The organism is Salmonella sp. 741265073_HBA (assembly GCF_046569105.1).
Classification (GTDB): domain Bacteria; phylum Pseudomonadota; class Gammaproteobacteria; order Enterobacterales; family Enterobacteriaceae; genus Salmonella; species Salmonella enterica.
Window position 1 is genome coordinate 235,272 of record NZ_JBKFRY010000005.1, and the last position, 20,860, is coordinate 256,131.

Below are 20,860 nucleotides of genomic sequence, written 5' to 3' on the forward strand. Positions count from 1 at the left end.
CGTCATCAGCGCCGGATGACGCACGCTTATCCGGCCTACGACTGCGGCGCATCTGAAACAATATGCGTCACGTCATCCAGATGGCCGATGCGCGCCTCTCCTGAACGATTAAATTTACTTTTATCAATCAATAATAAAGACTGCGAGGCGCGTCTGAGCAGGATAGATTTAAAATCGGCGTTGATCGCATTGGAGTCCCACAGATCGCCGCCGCTGTCGATCCCCTCGCAGGAAAAGATGAACAGATCGATATCAAGCGATTTTAGCTGTGAGATAAGCGACGGGTTAACGTAACAGCCATATTTACGTTCAAGCTGGCCGCCGGAACTTATCAGCGCAATGCGTTCGCGTTTTCCCAGCTCCTGACAGATAGGATGGCTATTGGTAAAAACCTGAATGGGAATATCCGGCAACTGGCGGGCCAGATACCAGCAGGTTGAACTGGCATCCAGCGCAATCGTCATTCCTTCTTCTATCCACGCTAACGCTTCACGGGCAATATCGGCTTTATGCGCATAATGGCTTTTCAGGCGGATATGGAATGGATCGCCGCTGTCCTGATTTTCACGATGAATATATTTAGCTCGTCCGTGATTACGCAGCACTTTTCCCTGCGTCTGTAGTTCACTGAGATCGCGGCGGATGGTCTCTTTACTGACGTTAAGCCGGGTGGCCAGCGCTTCGGTGGTCAGACTTTTATGATTGATCAGCAGATCGACTATCGCTTGTTGGCGTGCCGCTTTCATTTTTCTCACCCCATCATTCGATGAACGCCCGCGTCATGCGGGCGCACCGGCAAGAGATTACGGCGTTACCCCTTTTTTTAAAAGAATATTTCCGTACTTCGCGCACTCACCTGTGATAACGATCGCAAACGCTTTTTGCGCCCGCTCATAAAACGCATAGCGGTCGATACGAACGATATCCGGGCACGGCGCTTCTAATGACAAGGCATCGCGATAGCGCGCTTCAACGCTGGGATCGAGCGTGTCTCCTTCCACGGCGGCCATCATCACCAGCGGCGGGGCGTAGCTATCCAGCTCAAAGAGCGGAATAATTGCCCGCAGTAGATCGCTGACGCTAAGACCATCGGCGCGAATCACCTGCGGGCCCAGGCTATGCGCGGGAAAGTGAGCGTCGGAAAAAATGATTTCGTCCCCGTGGCCCATCTCGGCCAGCACTTTGAGCAGTGTCGGGGAAATTAACGGTGAAATGGTTTTTAGCATTTCATACTCCCTCAATAATTTCGGGTTCGGTTTGCGGCCAGAAATAGCGATACTGATAATTGACCTGCGCGCGCGCCTGTTCCGGGCTACTAAATTCGCCTACGCCGTACCAGCCAAACATGGCAGCGCCGGCCACGGTGGTTTCCGCGTCGTCCAGCACTTTGATAGGGATATCAAGCTGATTCGCTTTAATTTGATTCCATAAAGCGTTGCGACTGCCGCCGCCAACCAGTAACAGTTCTGTGGCGTTAAAATGGCCGATTTTCTCCAGCGTGCGCAGATTACGCTGAAGTTGCGCCGTCAGGCCTTCCAGCGCGGCGCGATAGAAATGGCCGCGGGTGGTATTGAGCGTCACGCCCTGCCAGCCTGCATTTTGGCAGGCGAGCAGATCGCACTGCATCCGCACGCCTTCCGCGCCAGCGGGAATAGCGCGCGCTTCGTCGATCAGCGTTTGCCATGGCGTTTCCGGCGTCCACAGCAGTTTTCGTACCCATTCGAGTACGCCGGAGGCCAGCCACTGCATTCCGGGGTTATAAAGCCCCGACTGACTGTCCAGTTCACAGGTCGAGCCCGGATACTGACTGAGCAGCGAGGTATCCACCTGACCGCTGCGCACCATCAGAATCTCCCATGTTCCGGAGGAGAGCACTGGTTCACCTTGCTGCGCGCCAGCGCCGAATAACGCGAACTGAGTATCGTGTCCGGCAGAGATCACCGGCACACCCGCCGGGAGACCGAGTAGCCTGGCCGCGTCTGTCTGTAGCGTGCCTATCGGGGCGCCTGCTTCCACGATACGCGGGAACAGGCGGGGCGCCAGGCCCGTCGCCTGCAGGATTTCCGGACTAAAGTCGCGCTGATGGATATCCAGTAGCTGGCTGGTGCCTGCCATAGTGATATCGGTCGTAAACTCGCCGGTCAGACGGTGGTTAATCAGCGACGAGATAAACAGCCAGCAGTGAGCTTGTTCCAGCAGGCGCGGATGATTCTCTTTAAGCCAGACCAGTTTATACAGCGTGTTAAAGCTGAACGCGCCGACGCCGGAGAGCGTCTGCAATTGCCGGGGCGAGATAAAGCGCTCAATCGTTTCCATCACGGCAGCGGTTCGCGGGCATTTCCAACTGATGACCGGGTAGAGTAGCTTACCCTGCGCATCGACCAGCGCGCCATCGACGCCGAACGTAGTCACCGTAATACCGCGAACAACACACTCCGACAGGGCGCTGGAGAGTGACCTGCAGCAGTCGGCGAAACGTTGCAGGATGGCGTCCAGCGACCACTGATGCCAGGCGCTATTTTCTGCGGCAATGTCGCTGGCGTTAGCGGTTGAGGCGCGGGCGACAATTTTCCCCTGGCGATCAACGGCGATCGCCCGAACGTTTGTCGCACCGCAGTCGAGAACCAGGATAACGTCTTGTTTCATAGATAACTCCATAAACGCCGCCCGATGGCGCTACGCTTATCCGGCCTACGGTTCATGCGCCTGTAGGCCCGGTAAGCCTGCGCCACCGGGCTAAGCCGCATTAACGTTTATACAGCGGGCCATAATTCTGGCAGGCGCGATAATCCTGGCCTTCGATATCCATACCGTGAGCCGCCCAGGCGGAAGGACGGTAGATCTTCGCCTCCTCCACGTTGTGCATACATACCGGGATACGCAGCATCGCGGCGAGAGTAATAAAGTCCGCCCCTACATGGCCGATGGTGAGTACGCCGTGGTTAGCGCCCCAGTTCGCCATCACCGAATAGACATCGGTAAACGGGCCTTTGCCGGTAAGACGCGGCGCAAACCAGGTGGTAGGCCAGGTAGAGTTGGTGCGGGCATCAAGCTGATCGTGCATCGCTTTCGGCAGTTCGACGCTCCAGCCCTCGGCGATTTGCAGTACTGGTCCCAGGCCTTTGATGATATTCACGCGGGTCATGGTGAATGGCACGCCGCCTTCGGTCAGGAAACGGGATGAGTAGCCGCCGCCGCGGAAGTATTCGTGAATCGCCGGGCACCATTCAGTGGCCGCCAGACACGCATCCGCCTCTTGTTGGCTGATTTCCCAGTGTGGTTTCATGGTCGGCTTGCCTTCGCTGTCGCGCTGTTTACAGGCACCGTCCAGAGCGGCAGAACCGGAATTAATCAGGTGAATAATGCCGTGTTCCGCCAGGCCGCTGAGTGCCTGGCCGGTGACGCGTTCTACGGCTTCCGGCGACCAGTAGGTTCGCACGTCGGCGAATATCTGCGCGGTACCAGTGAGTTGATGACCGAACAGCATCGCTACGCCGTTCAGACTGTCATTTTCGGTGGCGACGACAAACGGTTCGCGTACGCCGTTCCAGTCAAAAGAGCTATTGAGCAGCGCTTCGGCGGTATCGCCGTTCGGGTATTGATCGGTCCAGTGGCGCTGGCCCTGGAAGCCGGCGGCAATGGCGTTGTAGCCCAGCGATTCTTCAACTAACCCTTTGTCCGCCAGCGTCTTGTTGCCCTGCATCATATCGCGAATACACATCGCCATCAGCAGGCTCTCTTTTAGCACCGCGCGGTTCTGGGCTTCATTGCGCTTATACTGCGAGGCATTCTGATCTTCGCCGTAGCGGAAGTTTTTATCCGCCCACGCCAGCGCCATCTCCAGTTCGGCCTCATCATAAATTTTTTGATCGATACGGCGGCGCAGTTCGGTCATATCTACCGCTTGCACCTTCATGCCCAGCCAGGATTCAAAGAAGTTATGATCGACAATGGAACCCGCGATCCCCATCGACACGCCGCCGACGGAGAGGTAGCTTTTGCCTTTCATGCTGGCTACCGCTAACCCTGCCCGCGCAAAACGCAGCAGTTTTTCTTCGACGTCGGCGGGAATGGAGGTATCGTCGGCATCCTGCACGTCATGGCCATAAATGGAGAACGCCGGAATGCCTTTCTGGCTGTGCGCCGCCAGCGCCGCGGCAAGGTAAACCGCCCCAGGACGCTCTGTGCCGTTAAAGCCCCAGATGGCTTTCGGACGCATCGGGTCCATATCAATGGTTTCGCTGCCATAGCACCAACACGGCGTAACGGTAATGGTCACGCCCACGTTCTGGCTACTGAATTTTTCTTCACAGGCGGCGGATTCCGCCATTCCGGCAATACAGGTATCCGCAATGACGCACTCCACCTGAGCCCCGCAGGCGTGGCGGATTTTCTCAGTGATGAGCGCCGCCGTCGCTTTCGCCATGTTCATGGTTTGCTCTTCGAGCGACTCGCGTACGCCCATACGACGTCCATCAATCACCGGGCGGATACCGATTTTCGGTAAGCTGATTTTTTTCATGACAGATTCCTCACGTTATTCGGATAAATGTTCAGTTTGTCGCCGCTTGTGAACGGAAACGGGCAAAAATGAAGATGACGGCAAAGCACAATGCCGGAACCAGTTCGGCGGTCGGGATTTTGCCTGCGGCGTCGCTAACGAAGCCCATTACTGGCGTGACAATACCGCCGCCAATGATGGTCATGACGATAAAAGACGAGCCGTACTTAGTGTCCTGTCCCAGATTTTTGATACCCAGCGAGAAGATGGTCGGGTACTGGATTGACATAAATGCGCTACACAACGTCAGCGCCAGCAGGCCGATATGTCCGCCGCTAAAGGCGGAAATCAGACACAGGAGCATGGCAAACAGGGCGTAGGCGGCCAGCACTTTATGCGGCGCGAAGCGGCTGATAAGCCAGGTCCCGGTGAAACGGCCGATAAAGAAGCACACCATCGTGCCGGTCAGGTAGTTGGCGGCGAAACCGGGTGTCATTCCAGGGATCTCCTCAATGGCGTAGCGGATCAGATAGCTCCAGCAGGCGGTTTGCGCCCCCACGTAGCAGAACTGCGCCAGCACCGCCCAGCGCCAGTGGCGGATACGGATGAGTCGGGAGAGAGAAGATAAGAAAGAGCTTTGTTTAGCATCGCTATGATCGTCACTTTGCAGGGCCGGAAATTTGGTCAGCATAATCAGCAGCGCAACTACTAATACGATGGCGACGATAATCATGTATGGTGTTTGTACCGATAACACCAGGCTGTGTTTATAGGCGCTAAGCTGATCCGGCGTCATTTTATCAAGCGCTTCTTGCGATTGATGCGGCACGTTAGACAAAATAAGGCTTTGCCCAAACACAACGGCGATAATAGCGCCAAAGGAGTTAAAAGTTTGCGCCAGATTAAGCCGGAAATGTCCGCCGCTTTCTGGACCTAATACCGTAACAAAAGGGTTGGCTGCTGTTTCAAGGCAACCTAAACCGGCGGCGATGATAAACAGGCCAATTAAAAATAATGTGTAATTCATTATCTCGGCGGCAGGCCAGAATAATGCGGCGCCAACAGCATACAAAAAAAGCCCGGTGATAATCCCTGCTTTATAACTGAGTTTTTTCATCAAAATCCCAGCGGGGATTGGAATGACGAAATAACCGAAATAAAAGGCTGACTGAATAAGCCCAGCCTGAAAGTTAGTTAGCGTAAAAGCTTGTTGAAACTGCGGTAATAAAATGTCATTCAGATTATTGGCGACGGCCCACAGAAAAAATAGCGAGCAAAGTAAGGCGAATGGAATAATGTAGCGCTTGCTCTTGCTTTGCTCTGCATCCACAGCACGAAAACTCTGTGTTTGTATTGTTGTGTTTCCCATAGCATCCTCATCGGTTCAGAAGCTTTTGCGTGCGGTCGGTTCTGGTCACCAGACCGTAAAATTAGGTGAGTTCGCTTTTCTTACCGGTAATAAATTGGCGTCCGGAATGAACTCATGGATTCATTTTCAAATAAAAAAGGCCTTTTAATATGATGGCGGTCACATTTATACCTGAGAGCAGAGCGTTCTGTGATTATCATCACTTTAATTTTCATAAAAAAATGACCGTTTGAGATGTTTAATTAAAAAAACCACAGACTGAATGCCCGAATTAAATTATTGCCACGAAAACGGGCAGTAGTAACTTATTCTTCATTTTTGCCCGTTTTAAAAAATATTATTAAGAGCGGGCATTTATCGGCGAGAGAAACGGTAGTCGTCTGGTTTATCGTGGCGAATTAATTGATGTGAATCACAAAATATCGTTATTTAAATTCCCTTCTCTTTATTCAGTATGATGATAGTTGCTAACTATTCGATTATTTCAACAGGACAGCAGCGCGATGCGAAAGGCGGTTTTGTTGTCTCATTTTGAATCACAGAGAGAGGTAAATAATGGAACGAAATAGACTGGCGCGGCAGATTATTGATACCTGTCTGGAAATGACGCGGTTAGGGTTAAATCAGGGGACGGCAGGTAACGTGAGCGTACGTTATCAGGGCGGAATGCTGATTACGCCGACGGGGATCCCCTACGAGAAGCTGACAGAGTCGCACATTGTCTTTATTGATGCAGACGGTCAGCATGAGCAGGGCAAACTGCCTTCCAGCGAGTGGCGTTTTCATATGGCGGCATACCAGACGCGCCCTGACGCCAATGCCGTGGTACATAACCACGCTGTCCATTGTACGGCAGTCTCGATCCTGAATCGCCCGATTCCGGCGATTCACTACATGATTGCCGCCGCGGGGGGAAACTCTATTCCCTGCGCGCCCTACGCCACTTTTGGCACCCGCGAACTTTCTGACCATGTTGCCGTGGCGCTTAAAAATCGTAAAGCGACGCTGTTACAGCATCACGGGCTTATCGCTTGTGAAGAAAATTTAGACAAAGCGTTGTGGCTGGCGCATGAAGTGGAAGTGCTGGCGCAGCTCTATTTAAGTACGCTGGCCATTGTCGATCCGGTACCGGTACTGGATGACGAGGCGATCGCTATCGTACTGGAGAAATTTAAAACTTACGGATTACGTATTGAAGAGTGATGTCAGGAGACAGGCGATGGCGAACAGAATGATTCTGAATGAAACGGCATGGTTTGGCCGGGGAGCGGTGGACGCATTAACCGATGAGGTGACGCGCCGCGGTTATCATAAAGCGCTGATTGTTACCGATAAAACGCTGGTGCAATGCGGTGTGGTCGATAAAGTGACAAGCAGAATGGATGCCGCAGGGCTGGCGTGGGAGATCTATGCGGGCGTGATCCCTAATCCTACGATTTCCGTTGTCCAGGAAGGGCTTAAGGTCTTTACCCAAAGCGGCGCGGACTATCTCATCGCCATTGGCGGCGGTTCTCCGCAGGATACCTGCAAAGCGATCGGTATTATCAGTAACAATCCGGAATTTGCCGATGTGCGCAGTCTGGAAGGGCTATCGCCGACCCGTAAACCCAGCGTGCCGATTATGGCGATCCCGACAACGGCGGGAACCGCGGCGGAAGTCACTATCAATTATGTGATTACCGATGAAGAGAAACGGCGCAAATTCGTTTGTGTCGATCCACATGATATTCCGCAGGCGGCATTTATCGATGCCGATATGATGGACGGTATGCCGCCCGCGCTGAAAGCGGCAACGGGCGTGGATGCGCTAACCCATGCTATTGAAGGCTATATTACCCGGGCCGCATGGGCGCTGACGGATGCATTACATATCAAAGCCATTGAGATTATTGCTGGCGCGCTGCGCGGCGCCGTAGCCGGAGAAAAAGAGGCCGGTGAGGCGATGGCGCTGGGGCAATACGTTGCCGGGATGGGGTTTTCCAATGTGGGGCTGGGGCTGGTGCATGGGATGGCGCATCCGCTGGGCGCGTTTTACAACACGCCGCACGGCGTCGCGAATGCTATTTTGCTTCCGCACGTGATGCGTTTCAATGCCGGGTCTACCAACGAGAAATTCCGTGATATCGCCCGGGCGATGGGGGTGAAGGTAGAAGGATTGAGTCTTGAAGAGGCGCGTAATGCCGCAGTGGAAGCCGTATTTGCGTTAAATCGCGATGTGGGAATTCCGCTGCATTTGCGTGATGTCGGCGTTCGAAAAGAGGATATCCCGGCGCTGGCCCAGGCGGCGTTCGATGATGTCTGTACGGGCGGCAATCCGCGTGAAGCGAGTCTGGCGGACATTGTCGAACTGTATCATATCGCCTGGTAATTTTGCCGGATGGCGCTGCGCTTATCCGCTCTACATTTCGTGCAGTTCTGTAGGCCGGATAAGGCGTTCACGCCGCCATCCGGCAACAAAACTACCGTACCAGCCGTAGCTGCTGTAAGTTTCCGTCGATATGTAAATCGGTTTGCAGACGTGCAATATCGCGGCAAAGAAATGCCATTTCTTTATGCGTCTCAAGCTTTTTGCGCCACTTTTCCGGCACCTCGTCCAGATGGGCGTAAATTCCCTCCAGATTTTGAAACTGAATCAACAGCTGGGTCGCGCTTTTGGGGCCGATACCGGCAACGCCGGGGACTTTCGAACTGCTGATTCCTGCCAGACCCCAGTAATCCGGCAACTGCCGGGGAAGTACGCCAAACTCTTTTTCAATAAACGGCGCGTCCAGCCAGCGTTTCTGGAAGTAGTCGCGAATGCGCAATCCCGGAGAGAGCAACTGGCAATAGCCTTTATCGGTTGACACAATGGTTGCCTGGTGTCCGGCTTCGGTAACTTTTAGCGCCAGCGTCGCCGCCAGATCGTCCGCTTCGTTACCGTCTGATGCCCAACAGCGTACTCCGCGCTGTTCAAACGCGGCGCGTAGGGCGGGCATTTCATTATGTAAATCGTCAGGCATCGGCGGACGTCCTGCTTTGTAGTCCGGCAAACGCTGATGACGCCAGCCGCTGCTGCGCGCGTCGTCATCAAATACCGCTACGGCATGGGTTGGCTGGCTGTGGATAATCAATTGATCGAGCGCGTGTTGGCAGGTTTCCACACAGGGCGATCCCTGAACGGCGTGAATACGGCGAATCAAATTGAGCGCGTCGACGATAAGCAGATGAGCAGCCACGGTGTTCTCCCTTACAAACCTGCGCGTAGGGTAACATTCACGGCGGGGGGAGGCGAGCATTGCGAAATAGCGCTATCCGTAGGCCTGATAAGCGAAGCGCCATCAGGCAACAAAAGCCGGATGGCGGCGAGCGCCTTATCCGGCCTACAGATCCTAAAATGTGCTGAGAATTAATCGCAGGTAACGATCTTCATCGCCAGGCCGCCGCGCGAAGTTTCGCGGTACTTAGCGTTCATGTCTTTACCGGTTTCGTACATGGTCTCAATCACTTTATCGAGGCATACGCGCGGTTCGCTGGTACGGCGCAGCGCCATACGCGCGGCGTTGACCGCTTTGACTGAAGCAATCGCGTTACGCTCAATGCAGGGAACCTGGACCTGGCCGGCAACCGGATCGCAAGTTAACCCCAGATTGTGCTCCATGGCGATTTCTGCGGCGATACACACCTGCGCCGGACTACCGCCCAGCAGCTCGGCCAGACCCGCTGCCGCCATGGAACAGGCCACGCCGACCTCTCCCTGACAACCCACTTCGGCGCCGGAAATAGAGGCGTTCATCTTATACAGCGAGCCAATCGCGCTGGCGACCAGCATATAGCGAGCAAGTGAGTTAGCATTTACTTCGCGGATAAACTTGTCATAGTACGCCAGCACCGCCGGAACAATACCACATGCGCCGTTAGTCGGCGCAGTGACTACTCGTCCGCCTGCGGCATTCTCTTCGTTCACCGCCAGCGCGAACATATTGATCCAGTCGACGACCGCCATCGGATCGGTGGTGGTCTTATCCTGACTGACCAGCACCCGACGCAGCGCCGCCGCGCGACGCGGAACGCGCAGTTTGCCCGGCAATACGCCCTCGGTGGTGATACCGCGCTCAATACCGCTGCGCATCACCTCCCAGACCCTGGCGAAGTGCTGCTCCAGCGCTTCTTTACTGTGCAGGGCCAGTTCGTTTTGCATCATCAGACCGGAGAGCGACAGACCCGTCTCCTGGCAGTGACGCTGTAAATCCGCGGCGGTTTTGTAAGGGTACGGCACGTTAACAGGTTCGCTATTCGTCAAACCAAAGTGCTCTTCATCGACGATAAAGCCGCCGCCAATGGAGTAGTAGGTTTGGCTGTAGAGCACCTTATCGCCCGCCAGCGCGGTAATACGCATCCCGTTCTCATGCAGAGACAGGTTGTCGGCGTGGAAATTCATGCACTTATCGACCGGAAATTCGACTTCATGCTGCCCATTGGCCAGTAGTAAACGCCCATGGGTGTTAACATCCTGGATAAAGGACGGAATGGCGTCGATATCGACGGTGTCCGGCAGATTCCCCGCCAGGCCCATAATAATGGCGATATCAGTGTGGTGGCCTTTACCCGTCAATGACAGAGAGCCGTAGACATCCACCACGACGCGGGTGACATCTGTAAGGATATGGCGGGCAATCAGATCGTCCGTGAACTGCTTGCCTGCTTTCATTGGTCCGACGGTGTGAGAACTGGAAGGGCCAATGCCGATTTTAAAAATATCGAATACGCTAATCATAGGGCATCCATTGCGGTTGTATCATAGAGAAGCGCCGCGGTAAGCGGCGCTAAAGGACTTAGCTGAACAGTGAGTAGAAAATAGCGGAGATGGCAATCAGGCCCATAATCACAACGAATACGTTGCTGATATGACCGCTGTACTTACGCATTGCCGGTACTTTCTGGATGGCATACATCGGCATCAGGAACAGAATCATCGCGATGATCGGGCCGCCCAGGGTTTCAATCATGCCCAGGATGCTGGGGTTCAGCGTCGCCACAATCCAGGTGGTGACCAGCATGAACAGCGCGGTAATTTTATTCAGTTTGTTGATTTCGATGGATTTACCTTTACCACGCAGCGATTTAATCACCATACCGTTAAAGCCTTCACGCGCGCCCAGGTAGTGGCCGAGGAAGGATTTGGTGATAGCAATCATCGCAATGATCGGCGCCATCCAGGCGATGATCGGCGCGTTAAAGTGGTTCGCCAGGTAAGACAGAATAGAGATGTTCTGCTCTTTTGCTGCCGCCAGATCTGCCGGCGTCAGGCTCAGCACGCAGCTGAAGACGAAGAACATCACGGTTAGCACCATCATGATGTGGGCGAAGGCCAGAATTTTAGAACATTTCTTCTCAGCGCCTTCACCGTACTCTTCACGCTTCGCAACCGCGAAGGAGGAGATGATCGGGGAGTGGTTGAAAGAGAAAACCATCACCGGAATCGCCAGCCACAGCGTCATCCACAGACCGTTACCGGTAGACGCGGCGGAATCAAAGGACAGCGTTTCCAGCGCCGCGCCGTTCCACTGCGGGATCAGGTACAAGGCCAGCAGCATCAGCGCAGCGACGAACGGGAATACCAGGATACTCATCGCCTTAACGATCATTTGCTCGCCGAAGCGCACGATGGTCATCATGCCAACAATCAGGATCAGGGAAAGAATCGCACGCGGCGGCGGATTAATCGCTAACTGGTGGGTCAGGAAGCTTTCCACGGTATTAGTAATCGCCACGCTGTAAACCAGCAGGATGGGGTAAATCGCGAAGAAGTAGAGCAGGGTAATCAGTTTACCTGCGCCGATACCGAAGTGTTCCTCAACGACTTCAGTGATGTCTTCACCCGGGTTTTTACCGGACAGCACGAAGCGGGTTAAACCACGGTGTGCGAAAAAGGTCATCGGGAAAGCGAGAATCGCCATGATGATGAGCGGAATCATGCCGCCGACGCCTGCGTTGATCGGCAGGAACAGAACGCCCGCGCCGATTGCCGTGCCGTAAAGGCCCAGCATCCACATGGTATCCGTTTTGCGCCATGCGCTTCGAGAGTCAATCGAAGCAATAGTGCTGGTCTGAGTGGTTTCCATCTATTTCTCCTGGAGGATGCTAAAAATCAGGTTGCTGGTCTAATCCAATGAAAAAAGACCTGATCGTAAAATGAAATCTGCTTAGGGACGCTTTTTATATAATTTTTCGCCGTAATAATTTTCGGGCGGAAAGATACATTTAAGTGATGAATCTATCAGTGATCCCGATCTCAAATGCAATAATCCGCTTCTTACATGGATAAATTTGGACCATTAATCTATTAAAAAAACGTCATAACGAATTTCCGGGCGCGAAGGCTACCATTAACGATATAAGGCCGGAAAGATTGGGGCGCAAGATACGGAGGTTTGACTATAAAAATCAAGGTTTTTAGTGGATTCTGGCGAAGAATAAGAGTTTGAGCCGATAAATCACGGTAAGAGGAGTCAAGTAAACGTTTGCCTGGCAATCTATTTATGATGAATTATAAATGGTGTTTATAAAACAATGCGGGCTATGCCTCTGATGATCATCATAAAAAATGAAGGAATACGTGAATCGCCATACCGCAATGAAAGGAATGGGAGAAGCGCCCGGCTGCTGGCGGCAACCGGGCATAAGCGCTAAGCGCAGATCTCGTAACAGGGGATGTAGGCGGAACCCGGCAATTTCATACGATGCTGCGCGACGAATCCCTGCAGCAGATCGTCCATGCGACGCATCATCTCTCGATCGCCGTGGATTTTATACGGACCATTAGCTTCAATGGCGCGTATCCCGACCTCCTTCACGTTCCCCGCGACAATACCGGAGAAGGCGCGCCGCAGATCCGCCGCCAGAATCTCAACCGGCTGATCCGGGTACAGTTTCAGGTTGGCCATATTTTCATGCGACGGCTCAAACGGCACCTGAAGATCCGGTGCAATACGCATCGACCAGTTAAAACTATAGGCGTCGCCGGTATCGCGGCGATTCTCTTTCACTTGCGGCATCGCTTTCTTCATCAGTCGCGCTACCTCCGCCGCATCGTCAATGATGATGCGGTAATGACGGCGGGCCGCTTCGCCCAGCGTATGGGTAATAAACTCATCCAGCACGCGGAAGTAATCGGCGCTCTCTTTTGGTCCGGTCAGGATCAGCGGCAGCACCTGATTTTTATTGGCTGGATTCATCAGAATCCCCAGCAAATAAAGCAGCTCTTCCGCCGTACCCACGCCGCCCGGGAAGATGATGATACCGTGTGCGATACGGACGAACGCTTCCAGGCGTTTTTCGATATCCGGCATGATGATCAGTTCGTTCACCAGCGGGTTAGGCGGTTCAGCCGCAATAATGGAAGGTTCAGTCATGCCGATAAAGCGGCTGTCTTTATAACGCTGCTGCGCGTGACCGACCGCCGCGCCCTTCATGGGGGCTTCCATCGCCCCAGGGCCGCAGCCGGTGCAGATGTTCAGCTCGCGTAATCCCAACTGTGTGCCGACGCGACGGGCATACAGGTACTCGTTTTCGTTAATTGAGTGGCCGCCCCAGCATACCACCATGTTTGGCGCTTCGCCGACGTGCAGCGCCCGGGCGTTGCGCAAAATGGAGAACACCAGATTGGTGATATGTGTTGAGCTTTCAAGATCCAGATGCTGGAAACGGCCGGCATTATGGATCTGCCCATTCACAAAGAGAATGTCGCGCAGCACCGCGAACAGGTTAGCCTGTAGCGCACGAATAATCCGCCCGTCAACAAAGGCGTCTTCAGGCGGATTAATCAATTCCAGCTTCACGCCGCGCTCGCGGCGCAGCACGTTAATATCGAAATTTTCAAAGCGGGACAGCAGCTCTTTGCTGTTGTCGGTCAGGCTGCCGGAGTTAAGAACGGCAAGTGAACAGTTACGAAACAGTTGATACAGGTCGCTACTGGCCGTGCGTTTCAGCATGTCCACTTCCAGTTGCGACAACATATCCATTGAGCCAAGCGGGCTAATATGTGTAATCAAGTAAACTCCTTATGGGACGCAACACGCCATTCCCTGTTGATTACAATAGCCCTGGCTGATGACCTTTCACAACCTTACATGCGCAATCCGGCACGCAAAATTGACAAAAAAGATTACTGACGCGCCAGCCTGCCCGTGGCGGGCACAAAATCGGCATTGCTGCGCCAGGGATTAATGTCCAGCCCGCCGCGGCGGGTATAGCGCGCATAAACGCTTAACGTTTCCGGCTGGCAGAAGCGCAGAATGTCATTAAAAATACGCTCTACGCACTGCTCGTGAAATTCATTATGGTGACGGAAGGAGACCAGATAACGCAGCAGTTTTTCCCTGTCGATTTTGCGCCCGCGATACTGAATTTGTATTGAGCCCCAGTCCGGTTGGTGGGTGATCAGGCAGTTGGATTTCAGCAGATGACTGACCAGCGTCTCCTCTACTTGCTTCTCGCCGCTGACCGCATGTTGCAGATAGTCGGTAGTAAACTGGTAGTTGTCGATACTGATATCCTGATCGTCAATACAGGTGCCGTGGAAATGGGCGACAGGCTGTCCTTCCAGCTCATCAAGACGATGAAGCCTCACGCTAACGTTGCCCTGCGCGCAGGCGCGCAGATCGCGCTCCAGCGTCTGGCGCACCGTCTCCCAGGTGTCAAAGCGCGTCTGGTTAAAGCTGTTCAGATACAGTTTAAAGCTTTTGGATTCGATTAAATTAACGCTGGTGTAATCCAGTTCGACATGCCCGACGGCGACCTGCGGAAGACCACGGCTGTTAAGCCAGGAAAGTTCATACAACGTCCAGATATCCGCGCCGTGGAACGGCAAATTATCGGCTGTTAATCCGAGCGGGTCGCGATTCAAACTGCGCGGTACGCCCTGCAGCAGGCTGGCGTCATAATTGTCCCGGTAATCCGTTGATTTTCCGAGAGTCAGGCCATCGAGAGCCTGATGGTTTTCATAAGAAGACATGTTTCACCGTCATAAACCAGATACACTATGCGTCAAGTGTATCCTGGCTTTTATGAAGAGAGAAACTGGTGGACGAACTGACAGCGCAGGCATTGAAAGCCTTTACGACGCGTTACTGCGACGCGTGGCAAGAAAAACACGGTAGCTGGCCGTTGAGCGAAGAACTGTATGGCGTACCTTCTCCGTGCATTATTTCTTCAACCCGCGATGCCGTTTACTGGCAGCCGCAACCTTTTGAAGGCGAAGAAAATGTAAACGCGGTTGAACGCGCCTTCGATATTATGGTACAACCTGCGCTCCACGCGTTTTACACCACGCAGTTTGCTGGCGACATGCCCGCGCAGTTCGCGGATGAAAAGCTTACGCTACTGCAAACCTGGAGTCAGGATGACTTTCGGCGCGTGCAGGAAAATCTGATAGGCCACCTGGTCACGCAAAAGCGGCTCAAGCTTCCTCCCACGCTTTTTATTGCGACGCAGGAAAATGAGCTTGAGGTCATTTCGGTCTGTAATCTGTCCGGCGAGGTGATTAAAGAAACGCTGGGCACCCGCAATCGTACCGTTCTTGCCGCAACGCTTGCGGAATTCCTTACGCAACTTAATCCTCTTCTGTAATCGTTTGCCCTAACAGGTGTGAGAGATCTCTTACAAAGTCTGTAGGAGATCGCCAGGATATCAGCGGATACTGAGTCCCGTTTTCTTATGTAAGTCTATATAAAACAACCTGTTAAAATGTTTTTGCGCACTTTCATATGAAAATTTACTTAAGGTATTGTCTGTAGGTGTCTTGTAAGACAAGGTGAAACAGGCGATTCTATCTTCGTCGACAGGGAGTCGTACAACGAAGCGAACGTCAGGATGATGACGCTTCAGCAGGACACGCCAGGATGGTGTTACAAGGAAAGGCTTCAGGATGAAGCAAAGTGGAAAGCGCAGGATGCGTTAAAGGACACCTCCAGGACGGAGAACGAGAGCCGATCAGGATGTTCGGCGGGTCTGGATGACCAGGGACGCTTCAGGAAGAAGCTATCACATCGGGCGATGTGCGCAGGATGCAAACGTTCAGGATGAACAGGCCGTAAGGTCACAGGAAAAGTTGTCACGGATGAGCAGGGAGCACGAAAAGTAGCTGGAATGCTGCGAAACGAACCGGGAGCACTGTTTATACAGTGCTCCCTTTTTTTTGTTATTCTTCGCGCCAGATTTTCATCATTGAGGTTTTTAACATGACGACTCATGACCGTGTGCGTCAGCAGTTACATGCGCTTGAAACGCTGCTGCGCGAGCATCGCCACTGGCGGCTGGATGCGCCGCAGGCGCACCTGTTTACCAGCATCCAACCATTTTTTATGGATACCATGGAACCGCTGGAATGGCTGCAATGGGTACTGATCCCTCGTATGCATACCCTACTTGATAATGCGCAGCCACTGCCCGAGGCGTTTGCCGTCGCCCCTTATTATGAAATGGCGCTGGCGGCGGATCATCCGCAGAGGGAGGCGATCCTGGCGGTTTTGCAGGATCTGGATGCGCTATTCGTCCGCGATAAATCCTGATGCTGGAGATCCTCTATCAAGACCAGTGGCTGGTTGCCGTGAATAAACCCGCAGGCTGGCTTGTTCACCGGAGCTGGCTGGATCGCGACGAAAAAGTCGTGGTCATGCAAACGGTGCGCGACCAAATCGGCCAGCATGTTTTTACCGCCCACCGTCTCGACAGACCCACGTCGGGCGTACTGTTAATGGGGCTGTCCAGCGAAGCGGGACGCCGTCTGGCGCAGCAGTTCGAGCAGCACCACATCCGTAAACGCTACCATGCCATTGTGCGCGGCTGGCTGATGGATGACGCAGTACTGGATTATCCGCTGGTGGAAGAGCGCGATAAAATTGCTGATAAATTCGCCCGCGAGGATAAAGCGCCCCAGCCGGCTGTAACGCAGTATCGCGGACTGGCGACGGTCGAAATGGCGGTGCCGACCGGACGTTATCCCACCACGCGTTATGGTCTGGTTGAGCTGGAACCAAAAACGGGACGCAAGCACCAGCTTCGTCGTCATCTGGCGCATCTGCGTCATCCTATCATCGGCGACAGCAAGCATGGCGATTTGCGACAAAACCGCAGCGCCGCAGAGCATTTTGCCTGTCGTCGCCTGATGCTTCATGCCAGTCGGCTTGAGCTGACGCACCCCTTCACCGGACAGCCGTTGATGATTCAGGCCGGGTTGGATGAAACCTGGATGCAGGCGCTGACACAGTTTGGCTGGCGTGGACTTCTCCCTGACAATGAAAGGGTTGAGTTTACGGCGGCGTCCCGGCAGGATGAGACTCATCAGGCATAATTCAGGGAGATACGCATAATGGCGGAAATTGGTATTTTTGTCGGGACCATGTATGGCAACTCACTGCTGGTAGCGGAAGAAGCGGAAGCGATCCTCGCCAGACAGGGCCACAGCGCGACCGTGTTTGAAGATCCTGAACTGTCCGACTGGCAGCAATATCAGGATAAGGTTGCGCTGGTCGTTACCTCGACGACCGGGCAGGGCGATCTACCGGATAGCATTGCGCCGCTCTTTCACGGCATTAAAGATACAGTCGGTTTTCAACCAAACCTGCGTTACGGGGTGATTGCGTTAGGTGATAGCAGCTACCCCAATTTCTGTAATGGCGGCAAACAGTTTGATGCCCTGTTGCAGGAGCAAAGCGCGCAGCGGGTGGGGGAGATATTATTCATTGACGCCAGCGAACATCCGGAGCCGGAGAGCCAATCCAATCCCTGGGTTGAAAACTGGGGAACTTTACTTTCCTGAGGTAAATCCCTCCCCCCTACGGGAGGGTACCTTTTCGTTTGCTTGCGTTGCCAGTAAGCAAAATCACGACCTGTATACAGTGTAAAGTAACTGAATCGTGTTAGCTTTGGGCATATGCCCGCAAAAGCGGCAGTTTTTTACGGGCGTTTTCATGTAATCAAGCGACCTGTTTCACATTCTTCTCTTTTTACTCCTCCTGCGTCGACGCCGACGCCTTCTGATTTCATTTCCGTGAAGTGGCTTCCACTGTCCTGGGCTTTTGCCATAAACAGGCGTAATTCATCGCCAAAATACTGTGTTGTTGCACGGTGAGTGTGTGTGGCGCGCTTTTTATACTTCTCCTGCCAGTGAATAAAAGCATGCAGCGTGCAAAGCAAACGACCTAATAAAAGCTGCAACAAGGAAACGTTATCTCTGATTCCCTACCGGTTGTGCAGTTCAGAGTGAGCGTAGCTAACGCGAAATTTCAGGAGTGCAACAATGAGTTCATTAAGTCACGCGGCGAGCAGTGCGGAGAAACGCACGAACGCCCGCTACTGGATAGTGGTGATGCTGTTTATCGTCACATCCTTCAACTACGGCGACCGCGCCACATTGTCCATTGCCGGCTCAGAAATGGCCAAAGATATCGGCCTTGATCCGGTAGGTATGGGCTATGTTTTTTCTGCTTTTTCATGGGCCTATGTTATCGGGCAGATCCCGGGCGGCTGGCTGCTGGACCGCTTTGGTTCCAAACGCGTCTATTTCTGGTCTATTTTCATTTGGTCAGTCTTCACCCTGTTGCAGGGTTTTGTCGATATCTTTAGTGGTTTCGGCATTATTGTCGCCCTCTTTACGCTTCGTTTCCTGGTTGGTCTGGCGGAATCGCCTTCTTTCCCGGGCAACAGTCGCATCGTTGCGGCCTGGTTCCCGGCGCAGGAGAGGGGAACGGCGGTGGCCATCTTTAACTCCGCGCAATACTTTGCCACGGTTATTTTCGCGCCAATTATGGGCTGGCTGACGCACGAAGTGGGCTGGTCGCATGTCTTCTTCTTTATGGGCGGGTTAGGGATCATCATCAGCTTTATCTGGTTGAAAGTTATCCATGAACCAAATAACCATCCGGGCGTAAATAAGAAAGAGTTGGAGTACATCGCAGAAGGCGGCGCGCTGATCAATATGGATCAGAAAGACACCAAAGCGAAAGTACCGTTTAGCGTCAAATGGGGCCAGATCAAACAGCTGCTGGGCTCTCGTATGATGATTGGCGTTTACATCGGTCAGTACTGTATTAACGCATTGACCTATTTCTTTATTACCTGGTTCCCGGTCTATTTGGTCCAGGCGCGCGGCATGTCGATTCTCAAAGCGGGCTTTGTCGCCTCGGTTCCTGCGGTCTGCGGCTTTATCGGCGGCGTGTTGGGCGGCATCATTTCCGACTGGCTGATGCGTCGTACTGGCTCCCTGAATATCGCGCGCAAGACGCCGATTGTGCTGGGGATGTTGCTGTCAATGGTTATGGTGTTCTGTAACTATGTGAACGTGGAATGGATGATCATCGGCTTTATGGCGTTGGCCTTCTTCGGTAAAGGTATCGGCGCGTTGGGCTGGGCAGTAATGGCGGATACCGCGCCGAAAGAGATCAGCGGTCTTTCCGGCGGCTTGTTTAATATGTTCGGTAATATTTCCGGTATTGTGACGCCAATCGCGATTGGTTACATCGTTGGCACCACCGGTTCCTTCAACGGCGCGTTGATCTATGTCGGCGTACATGCCCTGGTGGCCATCATCAGCTATTTGGTGCTGGTAGGTGATATTAAGCGTATTGAACTGAAACCTGTCGCAGGACAATTATCATGACAACGCAATCCAGTCCCGTTATTACGGACATGAAGGTCATTCCGGTTGCCGGACATGACAGTATGCTACTCAACATCGGCGGCGCGCATAACGCGTACTTCACCCGTAACATCGTCGTCCTCACCGATAACGCCGGGCATACTGGCGTCGGCGAGGCGCCGGGCGGAGAAGTGATTTATCAGACGCTGGTCGATGCTATTCCGATGGTATTAGGCCAGGAAGTCGCCCGCCTGAACAAAGTGGTGCAGCAGGTGCATAAAGGCAACCAGGCTGCTGATTTTGACACCTTTGGTAAAGGCGCATGGACGTTTGAACTGCGGGTTAACGCGGTGGCGGCTTTGGAAGCGGCGTTGCTTGATCTACTGGGACAGGCGCTTAATGTGCCGGTCTGTGAACTGTTAGGACCCGGTAAACAGCGCGATGCCGTCACCGTGTTGGGCTATCTCTTCTATATTGGCGATCGCACTAAAACCGATCTGCCGTATCTGGAAAGTACGCCGGGCAGCCATGAATGGTATCGCCTGCGTCATCAGGAAGCGCTGAACAGCGACGCGGTCGTGCGGCTGGCGGAAGCGTCTCAGGATCGCTACGGCTTTAAAGATTTTAAACTCAAGGGCGGCGTGCTGCCGGGCGAACAAGAGATTGATACCGTTCGCGCGCTAAAAAAACGCTTCCCGGACGCGCGTATTACCGTGGATCCGAACGGCGCCTGGCTACTGGATGAAGCCATTGCGTTGTGCAAAGGGCTGAATGATGTACTGACCTACGCGGAAGATCCGTGCGGCGCGGAGCAAGGATTCTCTGGTCGTGAAGTCATGGCGGAGTTCCGCCGCGCGACAGGACTGCCGGTGGCGACCAATATGATTGCCACCAACTGGCGTGAAATGGGACACGCGGTGATGCTCAACGCGGTAGACATTCCTCTTGCCGACCCGCATTTCTGGACCCTCACCGGTGCCGTTCGCGTGGCGCAACTGTGCGATGACTGGGGGCTAACCTGGGGCTGCCATTCGAATAACCATTTTGATATTTCACTGGCGATGTTTACCCATGTCGGCGCGGCGGCGCCAGGCAAACCCACCGCTATTGATACGCACTGGATCTGGCAGGAGGGCGATTGCCGCCTGACTAAAAATCCGCTGGAAATTAAAAACGGCAAAATTGCCGTTCCGGATGCGCCAGGACTGGGCGTGGAGCTTGACTGGGAACAGGTGCGAAAAGCGCATGACGCGTATAAAACGCTGCCAGGCGGCGCGCGTAATGATGCAGGCCCGATGCAATACCTGATCCCCGGCTGGACTTTTGACCGCAAACGCCCTGTTTTTGGTCGTCACTAATTCTGAATAAGGACACA

Annotated in this window: 19 protein-coding genes; 8 read left to right on the top strand and 11 right to left on the bottom strand. The window is 53.6% G+C overall.

Annotated elements, in window-relative coordinates; all coding sequences use genetic code 11:
• Positions 1 to 35: 35 nt before the first annotated feature.
• From fucR to fucP, 5 genes are all read right to left on the bottom strand, one after another.
• Positions 36 to 746, bottom strand: coding sequence for an L-fucose operon activator (gene fucR / locus ACLD3P_RS10030; RefSeq protein ID WP_000642331.1), 711 nt, complete (start codon positions 744 to 746; stop codon positions 36 to 38).
• Positions 747 to 803: 57 nt separating this feature from the next.
• Positions 804 to 1,226, bottom strand: a complete 423-nt coding sequence (gene fucU, locus ACLD3P_RS10035) for an L-fucose mutarotase (RefSeq protein WP_000920848.1) — start codon at positions 1,224 to 1,226, stop codon at positions 804 to 806.
• A 1-nt stretch (position 1,227) separates the two neighbouring features.
• Positions 1,228 to 2,646 carry an L-fuculokinase gene (gene fucK, locus ACLD3P_RS10040; RefSeq protein WP_411006285.1) on the bottom strand — a complete coding sequence of 473 codons (1,419 nt, stop codon included), beginning with the start codon at positions 2,644 to 2,646 and terminating at the stop codon, positions 1,228 to 1,230.
• Positions 2,647 to 2,746: 100 nt separating this feature from the next.
• Positions 2,747 to 4,522 (bottom strand): L-fucose isomerase, encoded by a 1,776-nt coding sequence (gene fucI, locus ACLD3P_RS10045; RefSeq protein WP_000724126.1) that lies wholly within the window; start codon positions 4,520 to 4,522, stop codon positions 2,747 to 2,749.
• 31 nt (positions 4,523 to 4,553) lie between these two features.
• Complete coding sequence (fucP, locus tag ACLD3P_RS10050; protein ID WP_000528622.1) at positions 4,554 to 5,870, bottom strand: L-fucose:H+ symporter permease; 1,317 nt, start codon at positions 5,868 to 5,870, stop codon at positions 4,554 to 4,556.
• A gap of 555 nt (positions 5,871 to 6,425) precedes the next feature.
• On the opposite strand from fucP, the gene fucA reads away from it, so the two are divergent.
• Both fucA and fucO read left to right on the top strand, forming a co-directional pair.
• Complete coding sequence (gene fucA / locus ACLD3P_RS10055) at positions 6,426 to 7,073, top strand: L-fuculose-phosphate aldolase (RefSeq protein ID WP_000440828.1); 648 nt, start codon at positions 6,426 to 6,428, stop codon at positions 7,071 to 7,073.
• A 16-nt stretch (positions 7,074 to 7,089) separates the two neighbouring features.
• Positions 7,090 to 8,238: a lactaldehyde reductase gene (gene fucO / locus ACLD3P_RS10060; RefSeq protein ID WP_000013562.1), complete on the top strand. Its 1,149-nt coding sequence runs from the start codon at positions 7,090 to 7,092 to the stop codon at positions 8,236 to 8,238.
• Between the two features lie 91 nt (positions 8,239 to 8,329).
• Here fucO and xni read toward each other — a convergent pair whose 3' ends face one another.
• The 5 genes from xni to queF form a co-directional block, all read right to left on the bottom strand.
• Positions 8,330 to 9,085, bottom strand: coding sequence for a flap endonuclease Xni (gene xni, locus ACLD3P_RS10065; RefSeq protein ID WP_001818022.1), 756 nt, complete (start codon positions 9,083 to 9,085; stop codon positions 8,330 to 8,332).
• A 170-nt stretch (positions 9,086 to 9,255) separates the two neighbouring features.
• Complete coding sequence (sdaB, locus tag ACLD3P_RS10070) at positions 9,256 to 10,623, bottom strand: L-serine ammonia-lyase II (protein ID WP_000626384.1); 1,368 nt, start codon at positions 10,621 to 10,623, stop codon at positions 9,256 to 9,258.
• A gap of 58 nt (positions 10,624 to 10,681) precedes the next feature.
• The gene (sdaC, locus tag ACLD3P_RS10075; protein ID WP_000450462.1) at positions 10,682 to 11,971 is read right to left on the bottom strand and encodes an HAAAP family serine/threonine permease SdaC; all 1,290 of its coding nucleotides are present in this window, start codon (positions 11,969 to 11,971) and stop codon (positions 10,682 to 10,684) included.
• Positions 11,972 to 12,535: 564 nt separating this feature from the next.
• On the bottom strand, positions 12,536 to 13,900 hold the full coding sequence (ppnN, locus tag ACLD3P_RS10080) for a nucleotide 5'-monophosphate nucleosidase PpnN (RefSeq protein ID WP_000627973.1): 1,365 nt from the start codon (positions 13,898 to 13,900) through the stop codon (positions 12,536 to 12,538).
• Positions 13,901 to 14,013: 113 nt separating this feature from the next.
• On the bottom strand, positions 14,014 to 14,862 hold the full coding sequence (gene queF, locus ACLD3P_RS10085) for an NADPH-dependent 7-cyano-7-deazaguanine reductase QueF (RefSeq protein WP_000100465.1): 849 nt from the start codon (positions 14,860 to 14,862) through the stop codon (positions 14,014 to 14,016).
• A gap of 68 nt (positions 14,863 to 14,930) precedes the next feature.
• Between queF and syd the strand changes: the two genes are divergently transcribed.
• The 4 genes from syd to ACLD3P_RS10105 all read left to right on the top strand — a co-directional run bounded on the left by syd (position 14,931) and on the right by ACLD3P_RS10105 (position 17,667).
• Positions 14,931 to 15,476 carry a SecY-interacting protein gene (syd, locus tag ACLD3P_RS10090; RefSeq protein WP_000343990.1) on the top strand — a complete coding sequence of 182 codons (546 nt, stop codon included), beginning with the start codon at positions 14,931 to 14,933 and terminating at the stop codon, positions 15,474 to 15,476.
• Positions 15,477 to 16,087: 611 nt separating this feature from the next.
• A complete protein-coding gene (locus ACLD3P_RS10095; protein WP_411006286.1) occupies positions 16,088 to 16,417 on the top strand; it encodes a YqcC family protein in 330 nt (109 codons plus the stop codon).
• Positions 16,417 to 17,199, top strand: a complete 783-nt coding sequence (gene truC, locus ACLD3P_RS10100; protein ID WP_000890034.1) for a tRNA pseudouridine(65) synthase TruC — start codon at positions 16,417 to 16,419, stop codon at positions 17,197 to 17,199. Before ACLD3P_RS10095 ends, truC begins: the two co-directional genes overlap by 1 nt.
• An 18-nt stretch (positions 17,200 to 17,217) precedes the next feature.
• Positions 17,218 to 17,667 (top strand): flavodoxin, encoded by a 450-nt coding sequence (locus ACLD3P_RS10105; protein ID WP_000807738.1) that lies wholly within the window; start codon positions 17,218 to 17,220, stop codon positions 17,665 to 17,667.
• Positions 17,668 to 17,816: 149 nt separating this feature from the next.
• On the opposite strand, the gene ACLD3P_RS10110 is transcribed toward ACLD3P_RS10105, so the two are convergent.
• Positions 17,817 to 18,068 (bottom strand): hypothetical protein, encoded by a 252-nt coding sequence (locus ACLD3P_RS10110; RefSeq protein ID WP_001626563.1) that lies wholly within the window; start codon positions 18,066 to 18,068, stop codon positions 17,817 to 17,819.
• A 79-nt stretch (positions 18,069 to 18,147) separates the two neighbouring features.
• Here ACLD3P_RS10110 and gudP point away from each other — a divergent pair, with 79 nt between their 5' ends.
• Both gudP and ACLD3P_RS10120 read left to right on the top strand, forming a co-directional pair.
• Entirely contained in the window at positions 18,148 to 19,506 is a 1,359-nt protein-coding gene (gudP, locus tag ACLD3P_RS10115) for a galactarate/glucarate/glycerate transporter GudP (RefSeq protein ID WP_000097015.1), read from the top strand.
• Complete coding sequence (locus ACLD3P_RS10120) at positions 19,503 to 20,843, top strand: enolase C-terminal domain-like protein (RefSeq protein ID WP_023136652.1); 1,341 nt, start codon at positions 19,503 to 19,505, stop codon at positions 20,841 to 20,843. Before gudP ends, ACLD3P_RS10120 begins: the two co-directional genes overlap by 4 nt.
• The last annotated feature ends 17 nt before the right edge of the window (positions 20,844 to 20,860 follow it).